The following is a 14,625-nucleotide window of genomic DNA, read 5'->3' as shown; positions in this document are numbered from 1 at the left end:
GAGGATGACCCCAGGGCGCTTCTGACAGATCACATCCACTTCAGTGATTCTCCGAGAACCCTCTTCCACCCAGGTGAGAGGCCCCTGCACAAGGATGAGCCAGTAAGGATCAGGAGCATTGGTAATCTCCTTGGGCTCTCCAACTATCATGTACCCTATGGAAGATAGTTCTTTTCCCACCCCTTCCAATACTTCAGATGAATACCCACATATGGGGAACTCATAGAGTTCAGATGAATTCACAGAATAACCCCTTTTCTATTGCTTCCCTTCACCCTACACAAGACAGTCTCCTCTGTGTAGTGTCAAGACAAATCCAAACCAGAGCGCCAAGGGTCTTCGAAAGGACGACGAACCCTTAGTCCAGTTCGTGACCAGTCCGTGGGCTTGACATTTGCAGGCTTGGAGGCCGGATCCTCATCCCAATCAAAACTAATTTGTGGTGACCCCCATCGCCGAACAGGAGTAAAGTCGATCTTGCACGTGCCGAAGTCAGCGCCGCGAAATGTTCCATGATCGAATGAGACATAGAAGTAGGCCGTATCCTTGAAGGTGGCATCCGAGAAATCCGAGTAGCCACAGAAAAGCACTTTCGTGAATTCGGCACCTCCTTCGAATACCGACCCTTCGAAGCTAGTCCTACAGCCCCAGAAGTTGGTCTCAACAAACTTAGCTGTAGCGAAGTTTGCCAGTTCGAAATTTGCATCGCCATCGAAGTTCACTCCCCAGAACTTGGCGACGTCACTGAATGTGGCTTTCCCAAAACCAGCTTCTGCAAGCACGGCGAAGTTAAAGCTTACCGGCCCGTTGAATGTCACTTCGTCAAACTGTACACCACCTAGAAATTTAGCTCTCCTGAAATCGGTTTCTCCAACGAAAGTAGCTCCACCAAATTTTGCCTCACCCTTGAATACTGCGAATGAAAAGTCGACGCCTTCAAGGTACGCAGCGCGAAAGTCGAAATAGTTTTCAGACCAACTGAATTCATGTCCGCGAAGATGATCGGCGATCACATGGAGTATAGTACGTCGCACTTCGCGGTCATTTTGCAGATACTCAAAATGATCCTCTGTCTCCGAACTTTCCATGTCGATAGCCTTGGATTTTTGAATGTGTTTGGTCTGGTAATTGGATCCTCGATCCGGGGAGTACGGCAGTCGTAGGTACCCGCAGAGAACGTCGATGCACTGCTGGCGTTGCAAACCGGTTGACTCGTCTGCGACTCCGGTCATCGCATACACACCCGCGATCCGGACGGCGACTTGGCTTGCGCCGAGCTGTTCTGCTGCGGCACCGAATCGTTCGACGAACCTGCCCTGCTCGATGTCGCGTTGGCGACGATAGGCGACGACAAGGGCAACGATTGCGCCTACGCCACCAGCAATAGTGAGTGCGAGCTTGGTGATATCGATCGGATCTGGTGGTTTGGTGGTGGGATGCAAGGTCCTTTCCAGCCCCCACCACGACAGCCAAGCGACCGCGACCCCGCCCGCTGCGGCGATGAGGACGGCAGGCAGAAGCGTCATCCTGCGTAGAAGGCGCCGTATGGAGCGTCTGAGTCTCGGCCAGAAGAGCCAGAGCGGGACCAGCACGAAATAGACGCCGATCGTGGGGACGTTGAAGCGACGCTCGGCGTAGTACGCCAGTCCGGCCCCAATCGCCACGACCAGGGGGGCCTTGACTGCAAGCGTGACTGTTGACCTCGCGAAGAAGGGTATGTCCTGTTTGAGACGGCGGATGGTCCGTCGGCGATGTGGGGACTGCAACCACTCCAGCAGCATTCAATGATTCTGACTGCTGGTTGGCGCACATGCGGTGGATAACATGGAATCGGTCGTGCGACCTCTGAAGCGCCAGAGTGATCGGTGGACAACGGGTCTCCTCTAGCATGCGGTCGATCTGTGGCAGTCGCAGAGCGTCCCCCAGGGGCCGTCAGCGATCCCTACTGATATCCCGGCCCGGCCGATGTGTTGGCACTATTCAACGGTGTGCATGTTCGAGGCGGAACTCCGGATTTACTCCGGTTTTTCATCAGAACTCAGCCGAATACGTTGTGGTGCGGCAGAATCGGGAACTCAATAGCCTAAAGCTATTTACACTGCTAGAAATGCAGAAAAGAATAGAGGCGAGCCGGGCCGAATTGCGTTGGTACAGAAGCTGATGTTCTACCACCATCGGACACTGTAGAGCGGGACCGCTGGTTCACCGATGGCATGGATCGCAGTGGTCGGGGACAGGCTCGGCACGCCGGTCACGTGGGTACGGGGATCTTTCTGGTGGATGTTTACTGGATGTTTTGGTCCGAATACGCCCGAATGCGGGGCCACGGGAACGCATAGCTCGTCGGGGGGTTTGTGCTGGTGGAACTATGGAACCGAAGCTGTCCGAACGTGTCTGTATCGCGGTCTGTCATAACCCAGAGGTCGCAGGTTCAAATCCTGTCCCCGCTACTAGCGGCCCAGGCCAGAGAGATTTTCGAACTCTCTGGCCTGGGCCATTTTTGGATCTACTAGACCTTTTGGCCAGAGAAGACGGGCTCTGGATCGGGGAAGACGGCGTCCTGGAGGGCCAGTACTGGGCGTGCTCTGCTCGAACAGTCTGCCGCTGGGAGCTCGTCGCGGTCTGTCTCGCTTGCGGAGCCCGCACCATCCACCGCTCCGACGCCAGCGGTGAACTCGTCCGCCAAGCCGCACTCCAAATCACCGCGGACGGATGTATCTGCCAATTCTGCCGAACCACCTGAGCGCCAACCCATTACCGCCTCCTGACCGCAGCACTCGGATGCCAACTACCGGACGGAGTCCTCGAATGAGGCGTCAGCGCCGCCCAAGGCGATGCTGCGCACCAGCGCTGGGTCCGGTGACAATCACGTTCGTCACCGCGCCTCTCGTCGATCCCACCATCGCCGACGTCCTGACCGCGGCACACCGCAGCACAACAAGGCTCGACTGATCCGCGTCCGGACACCACGGCAACCGGGCAATGCCCGGGATTTTCGCACCCGGGCCTGTCGGTTCAACTAACTACTCGGTGTCGTCGGAATCGAGATGCATGATCTCCCGCAGTACGCGCGTGGCGGCGCGGCGAGCTGGGAAGCTGTTGCGGGTGGTCAGACCGTTGTTGCTGGACCCGGTCGGGGTCACGACGCCCGCCTTCACCCAGATCGAATTCTGCCAGTCGAAGACGTCTTCCCTCTTGTCGTCGACGGCGAGGGCCTTGAATGCGTCCGCCGGGTCGACGTGGTCGGTGTACATGGTGGACATCGCCCCGATGAGCCCGAAGATCACGACCGCCGTGGAGCAGATGTTTTCCTGCCGCTGCTGTTGCCGTGCCGGGGTGGACAGCTTGCCGTATTCCGGACGGATTTGGACCAGGGAATCCCAGGCGCTGATCAGCCAACTCGACTGCGCCTCAACGTCGGCCGCGGTCACCGGACCGCCCTTCCATGAGGTCTCGATCGCCTTGCTGATGGTGTTGAAAGCGGTCAGCTTATGCGAGCTCGCCGACACCGAGTTGGCCAAGACTTCGATGTTGTCCTGACCCAGGTGCTCACTTCCGTTCACCAGTCGGCGGGCGACCTCCTGCTCCTTGGTCTCGGAGTAGGCGTACTTCGCGGTGCTGTCGTTGACCTTGTCACCGCGCGTGTTGTAGATGGTTGCCACCTTTCTGGCGGTTGCGTCGTCGAGCAGCCAGATCCGCACCTGGAAACGAGTGGTCAGATCGAAGCTGCCGAGGGGATTATCGGCTGCGGCCAGGATCGCCCTGATCCGAGACAGCGAATCGACCGCGCAGTCCAGCTCGCCTTCGTCGACCGTGAGAACGGTCTGCCCGGTTTCCTCGTCGGTCCAGATCTCGTACTCGGACTTCGTGGGGTCCAGGCGCATCGAAATATTGCCGATGATCGCCTCGTTGTTGAGAAGCTCCGACGTCCACTTGTTGACCTTGGTCCGAGTCTTGCCCAGCAACCGGTCCCGGTTATGTGCCGGTCGGATGTTGCCGGTGAGCTTGAGCAGACCGCTCTTGTACAGGTGGACGATGAATGCGCCGGTCATCTGACACTCGATGTGCTCTCCGCCGGCATCGTCGACCTGGGCGATGTTGCGGATATCCAACGGGAGCTCCAGGGCTTCCGGTGCCTCGGCGGCCGCCTTCGAATCCGCTTTCCGAACCAGTGGCACTTCCAACTCCTTATCGGTTGTAGCGGTGCCACAGCGGCACCGGGACCAGATACTACGTGTCCTACGTGTCTTTGCCTAGTGTCACGTGCGAATATCCTAGGTCTCGTGCAGTAGCGCGAAGCTACGTGCGATCGGGACCGGTTGGAAGGGTGGCCGAGTCAGCTGTCGTGTCTGCGGATGGTTGACGATGAGGTCGAGCTCTGGCAGATAGCAGCCTCTCAGCTGGTAATCGACAAAGGGTTGCTCCCGCTTGACGCTATCGACGGGAGGAGAATCGCCGAATTTGTCCTGGTTACGGTCGCCGACTCTACGGTGAGCCCGCGCTCAAGAAGCCGACAGACGACTCCGTACCCGTAGGGGAGGACATCGGTGGACTTCTGATCCAGTTGGCTCTCAATCCATTTGCTGGCGATTTGGCTCGCGGTAAAGTAGGCGGCGCTGGCGAATCGGGCAGCAGCGTCCTTGTCGCTGACGACGACAGCGACAACGCTCACCGCAGTGCGACGGCTCGGATCTTTCTCGTCTGGTGGTGTGAATGCCGGTGCTGTGACGCCTGCCGCGCCGGTACCGGCGAGTTCGCGATGTAGGGGGTCAATGCGGCGGCGATGCCCTGGACGGCTCGTGGTCGACTTGGCCAACCGAGCGACTGCGGCCGCCGTCGAGGTTCAGCAATGCAGGCGCGTGGCCGCCCAGGCATTGCTCCAGCCCGGATGCCTTTTCACCGGCGCGTGTGGAAGTCGCTGTGTCGGGAGACTTCGCGTCGGCTTCGATCCAGGAGAAGAGGGTGCCGACAGCCGCGCCGCCGTCGAGCCAGTGGCGGTGCAGCAGGTTATCGAACACCCGATCGGTGGTCGCCCCATCGCGGAGTCCTCTCCCAGTGAGCAGGTTATGAACTGCTGCTTTGTCGGCGGCGCCTGTCGTGGTGACATGTTTGACCATCTCATCGGCTACCGACCGCGGCGGATAGGCCTAGCGACATCGCCGAGTACCGGAACGTACTTGACGCCCGTGGTGAGTACAGCCTAGATGGAGTCGTAGGCGGCGCCTTTGTCAGTGAATCCATGGTTGCGCCATGAATGGCGTCCTTGGTGCGGTCATCGGACTCAAGCGTGAGTCCATAATCAACCAGTCCTTGGATCTTGCCGGAGGTGATTGCCAGATCGTTCAGCGGGTTGTCGGGGTCGTCCAGAGCTGAACTCACCCAACGGGCTTGCATTTCCGATGCAGCGACGAGCGCTTTGGCGTTGAACTGCATGGCAGCGTCCTTGTCGGTATCCATCAGTTCTAAGATCCGCTGTGCCCCGTGGCGGGCGTTGTCGGTCACTGGATCCGGCGGAGTGAACCCGTTGTGTCCCATGCCAGGTGGCAGTGGACCCACCATTTCGGGAAGGTACGGGGCCAATGCTGACGAGAGAGCTTGCACGGCATGGGGATTGATCTCCCGAGTGATTCAGTGTGCGGGCAGTGCAGGTTCAGCAGAGTGTCGTAGTTCTTGGCGACGTAGCTCGACAGCCCGCTCGTGGTATCTCCAGCTCGAGTGCTCGCCGCCTGATCGGCAGACTGTGAGTCGTCTTCGATCCACCGGTACATGTTGCCTAGTGTTCCGCCGCTGTCTTCCCACTTGTGCTTCATCAGGCCGGTCAGGAACTTGTTGGGGTCGTAGAGATGGTAGTCCTGGCCAGGTGTGTTCTTGGGAACAGTTCTTCTAGCCGTGGCCGGTGTTGAGGGCCTGGTCGGCTTCCTTGCTGCGAGCGCCGGCATCGAGTAGGTGCTGGGTTGTTTCGTCGCTGGGGCGGTTGATGATCTCGGCTCGGCCGCCCGCGCCGATGCAGTCGGACAGGAATGCTTCGTGCGCGGCTTGGCGCGACAGCTCGACGCCGAATTTCTCCCCTGGGCTGTAGCCCTTGTCGGCACTGCTGACCAAGTCGGCGAACCGTGATATGTCGCGGTTGTAGGTGAGCTTGCCGTCCTTGCAGCGATAGTCGTCGGGCAGGTCGTGGGTGTTGGCGTCGGTTCCGGCGATGAGGCTCCCGGGACTGGTGCCGACGAGTTCCCGGATCTCGGGATGCAGCTTGTTACATCCGCCGCGGTCTTGGATCTGTCCGGAGGAGTTGCGGGTGACGGCGTGGTCGTTGGACAGCACCATCGACCCGTCACTCAGATTGCGTTGCATCGCGAGCGCTTCGGGAGAGCCATTGGCACTAAGCTGATCCGACAGGGTGAGCAGTCCATCCCGGCCTGCGCTGTTGTAGAACGACTTGAGCGCCGAAACCGCAGCGACACTGAGCGATTCCGTGAGGCGCTGCGGCTGATCCGGCAGCTACTACGGCACAGCGACGAATTCGCCACACAGTTGCGTCAGCATGTTCCCGGCGTCAAAACCCGTGCTGCAAACCCGCCATCAAATCCGGCGTCATCGGCGCATTCACCGGCGCCCAAAACGTGCACCGCCGCGAGGGCCGCGAACCATCCAACGCCGACCCACCTACGACGAGGTCCCGACCGACATCCCGCTGTGGGTGAACCTCACCTCCACCTTCCCCCTCGCGCTGCTCGCCCGCGAACCCGACGCGAACGGTGACCTCAGAGAGGCCCCGTTCTACCAACCCGCCACCGGTGCACTCGAACTCGGCATGGTCAGGTGCACCCGGGACCACGAATACCGGCAAGTCAGCACCATCATTGGCCCCGCTGGACAGGCACACATCCACGATGTCCACCTCTCGGTGTACACCCTCGACCAGGACACCGGTGACCTCACCCTCCACTGGAACAGCGGCGACATCAAAGGCCAGCTCAATGCCGCCTCCACATAATATCGTTTCGAGATCCCACTCCTGCGTGCCCGCCAGGGCGACGTTACGCCGTCGGATTCCTCGCCAACTATGTCGGCCTCACCGGCTACAAACTCGTCACCATCCCTCGCTGGATCTTCAATCAGCCCGAAGGCACCGAACCACGCCAACCGTATTACTGGACCCGCGGCGCCCACGGCGGCGAAGGTCCCGGCTGGCCAGTACCCCCACCATTCCTCAGCAAAGCCCACGTCGGCACCAACAACTGGTGGCCCTGGTTCCTCCTGCGATAGGAACACCCCGTGCCACCCGGTTGCCAGATCTGACGGCTACGCTCCCGCAGAGAGGTTCGGTACGCTCGCGTCAACGTGCCGAAATGTCCTCAGCCCCTCCAGTCGTGGGCCAACATGCGCACAGCAACTCGGATGGTGCGGCACACTGTTCATCCAGGCAAACGAAGCGGGCGCAGTCCCTGCCTTAGATACGGTTACATTGGATCGGCCAACACGTCGACACGAACGGAGCTGTCATCAGTGACTGAGGATGAGGTGGCGGAGCAACTTGAGCTCCTGCCCAAGGTGACCAGGAAGATCACTCTTGGCGAGCTCGAGTCACACCTCTTGGAGGCAGCCAACATTCTCCGTGGCCCCATCGACCAAGCTGACTTCAAGAGCTACATCTTTCCACTTCTGTTCTTCAAGCGGATCAGCGACGTCTACTGGGAAGAGTACCGGCAAGCACTCGACGAGTCCGGCGGGGACGTCGAGTACGCGCGGTTCGCGGAGAATCATCGCTTCCAGATTCCAGGGCACTGCCACTGGAAAGTAGTACAATATGCACCAAAGAATATTGGCGCCAAGCTTGTAGCAGCGTTTCGCGATATCGAGAAAGCCAATTCGGATACATTATACGGAATTTTCGGCGATGCTCCGTGGGCGAACAAGGAGCGCATCTCTGACGAGGTGTTGCGGACTTTGCTAGAACACTTCTCGTCGCAACCTTTGACGAATGAGGCAGTAGAACCGGATGTGCTCGGTCAAGCGTATGAATATCTAATTAAGAAATTCGCCGACCTATCAAACAAGAAAGCAGGCGAATTCTACACTCCGCGCTCGGTAGTCAAACTGCTGGTCGAGATCCTGAATCCAAAAGAGGGCGAGACAGTCTATGATCCAGCTTGCGGTACCGGTGGAATGTTGATCGAGGTCGTCCAACATATTCTCCGCGGCGGCGGCCGTCCTCAAATGCTATACGGAAAACTATTTGGCCAGGAGAAAAATCTCACTACTGCCGGAATTGCTCGGATGAATCTATTCATTCATAGTGTCGAAGACTTTCAGATTGTTCGCGGAGACACGCTCCGGCAGCCGGTGTTCTTCGACGGTGACTCGCTTGCGACATTCGACTGCGTTATAGCAAATCCTCCCTTTTCTCTCAAGGCGTGGGGCGAGGACTTGTGGAAAAATGATCCCTTTGGCCGGAAGTTCGCCGGTATTCCGCCTCGATCGTCGGCAGACTACGCATGGGTACAGCACATGATGACTTCGATGGCGCCGAGATCCGGACGAGTCGGTGTCGTGTTGCCGCAGGGAGCACTGTTCCGAACCAAGTCAGAGTCTGGAATCCGTCGATCCGTATTGGAGACCGACAAAGTTGAGGCTGTGATCGGTCTCGCACCCAACCTCTTCTACGGTACGGGACTCGCCGCATGTATCGTGATCATCCGCGACCAGAAACCAGCAGATCGGAAGGGTCGCGTTCTGTTCATCGACGCATCCGATCAGTTCCGCAGGGGGCGAACCCAAAATACGCTAGAAGCCGAGCATGTCGATCGAATTCTGGAATGGTATAGAGCTTACGCTGATATATCAGGTCGATCACACGTTGCAGACATGACTGAGATTGCCCGCAACGACTACAACCTGAACATTCAACTGTACGTAAGTCCCACAGATAGCGATAACGTTCTCGATGTTGAGGAAGCGACAGCAAGACTCGACGCAGCGCTCGCCGATGCAGAGCAGGCCGAGGACCGCTTTCGCACCCAATTGAAGGAATGGGGGCTTCTGTCGTGAACGGTAGAAAGCCAGGGTTGACCCAAGCTGAATTGGAAGCGTATCTATGGGGTGCTGCAACGCTGTTACGAGGTCTCATCGACGCAGGCGATTATAAGCAATACATCTTCCCGTTGCTGTTTTTCAAACGAATCAGCGATGTATACGACGAGGAGCGTGAGGCCGCCCTCGCGGTATACGGCGATGAAGACCTGGCTGCCAAGCCTGAAAATCACCGGTTTCAGATTCCATTAGGGGCACATTGGCGCGACGTTCGTCGATCACCAAATAATCTTGGCGCCGCTCTAGTAAAAGCAATTCACCGTATCGAATCAGCTAACGCGGAACAGTTGACAGGAGTATTTGGCGACGCCCAATGGACCAACAAAGACCGACTCTCCGATGAAACTCTACGGAACCTGATCGAGCATTTTTCGACCAAGGTACTCTCGATTGCCAACGTCCCCGAGGATGAACTGGGGCAGGCATACGAGTACCTGGTGAAGAAGTTTGCGGACGACTCCGGCCACACAGCTCAGGAGTTTTATACCAACAGGACGTTGGTGCATCTCATGGTGCGAATGCTGGCACCCCAGCCGGGCGAAAGCATTTACGATCCCACTTGCGGGACGGGGGGTATGTTGGTCTCAACAGTTGCCGAGCTAAAGAGACAGGGGGAGGAGCATCGAAACGTCAGGCTGTATGGACAGGAACGTAATGTTATGACCTCGTCGATCGCGCGAATGAATCTTTTCCTTCACGGAATCGAGGAATTCACGATCGAACGCGGCGATACTCTGTCCGATCCGAAGTTTCTACTCCAGGACCGTTTACGAACGTTCGATGTAGTGCTTGCCAATCCGCCCTATTCGATTAAGCAATGGGATCGCACCGCTTTTAGTAGTGATAAATGGGGAAGGAAGATCTGGGGCTTACCTCCGCAAGGCCGGGCTGACTACGCATTCTTTCAACACATTGTCTGCTCGTTGAAACCTGAAACCGGGCGCTGTGCAATCCTATTTCCACACGGTGTACTTTTCCGGAGAGAGGAGCGGGAGCTTCGAGAGAGGCTCATACAATCCGATATTCTCGAATGTGTTCTGGGGCTAGGGCCAGGGCTTTTCTACAACTCCCCGATGGAGGCGTGCATTATCATTTGTCGCGTTCGCAAGCATGCCGACCGTAAGCGCAAGGTCCTTCTCATAAACGCAGTCGACCTAGTGGCCAGGGAAAGGGCCCAATCTTACCTGAACGCACGACATATAGATGCGATCCTCGATGCCTACGAGAAGTTTTCCAATGTTGATGACTTTTGCAAAGTTGTAACAATCGAAGAGATGCTCGCGAATGAGGCATCCCTTTCAATTCCGCTGTACATCTCGCGGCCACAGTCGGCTGTCGTTCACAGTGTGGAGGATCTCGAGGAACTTGTTGCTGACTGGGACACAGAGGCACGTCGTGTCCATCGAGAGGCGGAGAGGCTCATCGCAGCATTGCGGGGGGAACGTTCATAATGTTGGAACGCTCGGATTGGCAGAGAGTCCGCTTCGGCGATGTCGTACGCCAAGTAAAGGCAACGATTGAGCCGGACAAGACCGAACTCCGGCGGTACGTAGCTGGCGAGCATATGGATACCGATCGTCTTCATCTTAAACGATGGGGATCGGTTGACGATGGCTACCTTGGCCCCGCTTTCCACCGACATTTCAGACCCGGTCAGGTTCTCTATGGCTCACGTCGAACGTATCTCCGGAAGGTAGCCTTCGCCGATTTCGAAGGTGTCTGCGCAAATACAACGTTTGTAGCAGAGCCGCAGGACCCAGAGCTGCTGATCCCACGTTTCTTGCCGTTGATAATGTCAGCTGAGCCATTTCATCGGCATTCCGTTTCCCAGTCAAAAGGTTCGGTTAACCCATATGTAAATTGGTCGGATCTTGCATGGTACGAGTTCGACTTACCCCCGGTTCATGTACAGGAGAGAATCGCCGATCTCGTCTGGGATGCTGAAACTGTCATCGAAGCGAATCGACATGTCACAAAACAGGCACGCCAGACCGAGATCGCAACCTTGAGGGATACGTACGACACCAGTTCCTGGCCGCGTCGGAAAGTATCAGAAGTCGGCGATGTACAGCTTGGACTAAAACGCGAACCGAAAGTTCATTCAGGCGCTCATCCCCGCCCCTATCTTCGGGTTGCAAACGTTGGTGACGACGAGCTCTTCCTGAATGATGTCCTCAGCATGAACTTCAAAGAAAAGGATTTCGAACGATATCGGCTGCGTTCAGGCGACATTCTCTTGAATGAGGGGCAGAGTCTTGAGCTTGTCGGGCGATGCACGATGTATCGAGATGAGATTCCTGGCTGCTGCTTTCAGATGACTCTGCTCAGATTCCGTTGCGGTCCAGAAGTGCTTCCGGAGTTTGCGTACGGGTGGTTTCGACGATGCTTCTATCTGGGCATGTTCTCGCGAGTTGCGGCAAGGACAACGTCGATGGCACACCTGACAGCACGAATCTTCTCTGGCCTGGACATTCCGGTTCCTACTCTGGACGTTCAACGGGAGGTAGTCGAACGGATCGAGGCTGCGCGTATCTTGCGTCGGCGACTTGAAGGACATGAGAACGTTACCCGACAACTGCGGCCTCAGCTTCTGAATTACTTGCTTGCGGAGCGGCCATGACCTTTAACGAAGCCAATAGTGTGCAAAGTTTCGTACTGCAGCTTCTTTCCAAGAACGACGGACCTTGGCCGGCGGTACGTGGCCCGGAACTGGAGCGATCAGAACTGGATGTGCTGGTAGACAGCGACGTTCGGAATGCGCTGATTCGGCTGAACCCGGAGATCGCCGAGGAACCAAGTCGCGCTGACGAAGTGCTGTACCGGCTTCGAGGTATCACGCTCTCGGCCCGCAGCTCCGGTCTAGTTCGCGCCAACGAAGAATTCCGAGAGTGGTTGCTGGGTGAGAAGTCTCTACCTTATGGCAGCGACCACCAGCACGTCCCTATACGCCTCATCGACTTCCAGAATCTCTCGCGCAACACCTACACTTCCTCAACTGAGGTGACCTTCCGGCACGGTCGAGTCGAGCGACGGTTCGATTTAGTGCTGTGGGTTAACGGTATCCCTCTGGTGGTCGGCGAGACCAAGACTCCGACGCGTCCAGCAGTGACGTGGGCCGACGGCGCGTTCCAGGTCCAAGGGTATGAAGACGATGCGCCGACATTCTTCGTTCCGAACGTGTTTTCGTTCGCCACAGACGGCCGTGAGCTGCGCTTCGGTTCAGTGCGGATGCCTCTGAACCAATGGGGGTTGTGGCGAGATAGCGATCATCCAGAGCGCGAGGGGTTGCGGATGGTCGAGCAAGGTGTGCGTGGCTTGCTCACACCAAGGGTCGTTCTTGACGTCCTTCAGGATTTCACGGTCTATGCCACCGACCGGAGCCACCGCAAGATAAAGATCATTTGCCGTCATCAGCAGTACGAGGCCGTGAACCGGGTCGTCGACCGGGTACTCGGCGGTGTGACGCGAAAGGGCTTGATCTGGCATTTCCAGGGCTCGGGTAAGTCGCTGCTAATGGTCTTCGCTGCGCAGAAGTTGCGCACCCACCCGCGGCTTGGTTCACCGACCGTGCTCATTGTGGTCGACCGAATTGACCTCGATACGCAGATCACCGGCACGTTCAACGCGGCAGATGTGCCGAACCTAGTCTCCACTGATTCGGGTGTTCAGCTGGCAGAACTGCTCCGGACTGAGCAGCGCAAGATCATCATCACCACGATCCAGAAGTTTCGAGAAGCGCGAGAGGTTCTATCGGCGCGGCAGGACATCATCTGCCTCGTGGACGAGGCACACCGGTCTCAAGAGGGCGATCTAGGTCAGCGTATGCGCGATGCCCTGCCGGGGGCATTCTTGTTTGGTCTCACTGGAACTCCGATCAACGCCAGGGAGCGCAACACGTTCAGGACTTTCGGCGCTGATGAGGACCCTGGCCGTTATCTGTCTCGCTATACCCAAGCCGACTCCCTCAGAGATGGCACTACGTTGCCACTGCACTTCGAACCGCGACCGACCGAGTTCCACATCGACAGCGATGTGATCTCGGCAGAGTTCGACCGACTGACCGACGGTCTGTCCGAGGAAGATCGCGAGTCTCTCACTCGGCGGGCGGGGCGGATGGAGACGCTGATCAAAGCGTCCGAGCGAGTCGCGAAGGTGTGTGCCGACATTGCTTCACACTTCAAGGCAAAGGTTGAGCCCAATGGTTTCAAGGCTCAGGTGGTCACATTCGACAAAGCGGCTTGTGCGCTTTACAAGGACGAGTTGGATAAACTGCTCGGGTCGGACGCGTCTGCTGTGGTCATCTCGACCGGCTCAGGAACACCGAAGTCGCTCAACGACCGGTTCGCGCGCAGCAAGGATGAAGAAGAGCAACTACTCGACCGATTCCGTGACCCGGCAGACCCTTTGAAGATTCTTATCGTCACTGGCCGCCTGCTAACCGGCTTCGATGCGCCCATATTGCAAACAATGTACCTGGACAAGGTGATCAAGGACCACAATCTGCTACAGGCGGTATGTCGCACCAATCGGCCCTATGAACACGCCGGGCAGACCAAGACCCACGGGCTGGTCGTCGACTACCTCGGTGTCTTCGACCATCTTGCCAAGGCGCTGGAGTTCGACGAGAGAGCGATGCAGGAAGTTGTCACAAACATCAGCCAGCTCGCCCGCGACTTGCCGGCTGCGATGGCTGCTTGTCTCAGGTTCTTTCCACCCGAGTTGGACCGGACTGTCGAAGGTCACGAAGGATTGTTCGCGGCTCAGGAGCACCTACCTGACGACGCGACACGGGATGCCTTCGCGGCAGCCTATAATCACCTCGCCAAACTATGGGAGGCGTTGTCTCCAGATCCCGTCCTGACCGAGTACAGGGACGACTACGTATGGCTTACGCAGGTGTATCGCTCTGTTCAACCGAGTACCGACACAGGCAGGTTGCTGTGGCGCATGCTGGGTCCAAAGACGATGGAGATCATCAATGCCAACGTTCATGTAGATGTTCTTCGGGACGATCTCGAAACGCTTGTGCTAGACGCAGAGATGGTGGAAGCCCTTGAGCAAACGCCCGAGCGTAGCGCGCGGCGGGTGGACTTCCAGCTGACCGAGCGGCTACGGCGGCACGCCGATGATCCGACGTTTACCTCGTTGACCGACCGCCTCGAACAGCTTCGCCAACAGCACGAGTTCGGTCAGCTGACTAGCCTGATGTATCTGAAGCGGCTCCTGGTACTTGCGCGGCAGCTGGTCACCCTGGAGCGCGAGCTTGCGCCGGAGACTAGGGAAGCCGGTGGCCGCGCCGCATTGACCAGGCTGTTCGAGCAAACTCGTAATGGCGGGACCGCCGCTGCGGTCGCACGAATAGTGTCGGACATCGACGATATCGTGCAGAAGATCCGGTTTCCCGGATGGCAACACACGATCAGCGGCGAGAGGGAGGTCAAGAAGGCCCTTCGGCGCACGCTGTTGAAGTACAAGCTGCATCGTGATGAGGAGCTGTTCAACAAGGCGTACGACTACCTCCGCCAGTACTACTGA

Annotated in this window: 10 protein-coding genes; 5 read left to right on the top strand and 5 right to left on the bottom strand. The window is 57.7% G+C overall.

Features of this window, described 5'->3' with window-relative positions:
• Positions 1-305: 305 nt before the first annotated feature.
• From IU452_RS32955 to IU452_RS32935, 5 genes are all read right to left on the bottom strand, one after another.
• Positions 306-1,781 carry a pentapeptide repeat-containing protein gene (locus tag IU452_RS32955; RefSeq protein WP_195113146.1) on the bottom strand — a complete coding sequence of 492 codons (1,476 nt, stop codon included), beginning with the start codon at positions 1,779-1,781 and terminating at the stop codon, positions 306-308.
• Positions 1,782-3,023: 1,242 nt separating this feature from the next.
• Positions 3,024-4,178: a DNA sulfur modification protein DndB gene (locus tag IU452_RS32950; RefSeq protein WP_195113145.1), complete on the bottom strand. Its 1,155-nt coding sequence runs from the start codon at positions 4,176-4,178 to the stop codon at positions 3,024-3,026.
• Between the two features lie 591 nt (positions 4,179-4,769).
• Complete coding sequence (locus IU452_RS32945) at positions 4,770-5,117, bottom strand: hypothetical protein (protein WP_195113144.1); 348 nt, start codon at positions 5,115-5,117, stop codon at positions 4,770-4,772.
• 1 nt (position 5,118) lies between these two features.
• Entirely contained in the window at positions 5,119-5,502 is a 384-nt protein-coding gene (locus tag IU452_RS32940) for a hypothetical protein (protein WP_195113143.1), read from the bottom strand.
• 381 nt (positions 5,503-5,883) lie between these two features.
• Positions 5,884-6,351: a hypothetical protein gene (locus tag IU452_RS32935; RefSeq protein WP_195113142.1), complete on the bottom strand. Its 468-nt coding sequence runs from the start codon at positions 6,349-6,351 to the stop codon at positions 5,884-5,886.
• Between the two features lie 346 nt (positions 6,352-6,697).
• Between IU452_RS32935 and IU452_RS32930 the strand changes: the two genes are divergently transcribed.
• The 5 genes from IU452_RS32930 (at position 6,698) to IU452_RS32910 (ending at position 14,625) form a co-directional block, all read left to right on the top strand.
• The gene (locus IU452_RS32930) at positions 6,698-6,994 is read left to right on the top strand and encodes a hypothetical protein (protein ID WP_195113141.1); all 297 of its coding nucleotides are present in this window, start codon (positions 6,698-6,700) and stop codon (positions 6,992-6,994) included.
• Positions 6,995-7,506: 512 nt separating this feature from the next.
• Entirely contained in the window at positions 7,507-9,048 is a 1,542-nt protein-coding gene (locus tag IU452_RS32925; RefSeq protein ID WP_324192972.1) for a class I SAM-dependent DNA methyltransferase, read from the top strand.
• A 17-nt stretch (positions 9,049-9,065) separates the two neighbouring features.
• Positions 9,066-10,541 carry a type I restriction-modification system subunit M gene (locus tag IU452_RS32920; protein ID WP_228819188.1) on the top strand — a complete coding sequence of 492 codons (1,476 nt, stop codon included), beginning with the start codon at positions 9,066-9,068 and terminating at the stop codon, positions 10,539-10,541.
• Positions 10,541-11,710: a hypothetical protein gene (locus IU452_RS32915; protein WP_195113138.1), complete on the top strand. Its 1,170-nt coding sequence runs from the start codon at positions 10,541-10,543 to the stop codon at positions 11,708-11,710. The genes IU452_RS32920 and IU452_RS32915 overlap by 1 nt, the downstream gene beginning before the upstream one ends.
• Positions 11,707-14,625 (top strand): type I restriction endonuclease subunit R, encoded by a 2,919-nt coding sequence (locus tag IU452_RS32910; protein WP_195113137.1) that lies wholly within the window; start codon positions 11,707-11,709, stop codon positions 14,623-14,625. Before IU452_RS32915 ends, IU452_RS32910 begins: the two co-directional genes overlap by 4 nt.

The sequence above is a fragment of the Nocardia transvalensis genome (assembly GCF_015477765.1).
Taxonomy (GTDB): domain Bacteria; phylum Actinomycetota; class Actinomycetes; order Mycobacteriales; family Mycobacteriaceae; genus Nocardia; species Nocardia transvalensis_A.
This window is presented reverse-complemented; position numbering and strand designations above follow the sequence as displayed.

Bases quoted from the DNA above. Each gene is read 5' to 3' on its own strand.
- IU452_RS32945 (WP_195113144.1), bottom strand. From the start codon at position 5,117: ATGGTCAAACATGTCACCACGACAGGCGCCGCCGACAAAGCAGCAGTT.
- IU452_RS32955 (WP_195113146.1), bottom strand. From the start codon at position 1,781: ATGCTGCTGGAGTGGTTGCAGTCCCCACATCGCCGACGGACCATCCGC.
- IU452_RS32910 (WP_195113137.1), top strand. From the start codon at position 11,707: ATGACCTTTAACGAAGCCAATAGTGTGCAAAGTTTCGTACTGCAGCTT.
- IU452_RS32915 (WP_195113138.1), top strand. From the start codon at position 10,541: ATGTTGGAACGCTCGGATTGGCAGAGAGTCCGCTTCGGCGATGTCGTA.
- IU452_RS32935 (WP_195113142.1), bottom strand. From the start codon at position 6,351: ATGCAACGCAATCTGAGTGACGGGTCGATGGTGCTGTCCAACGACCAC.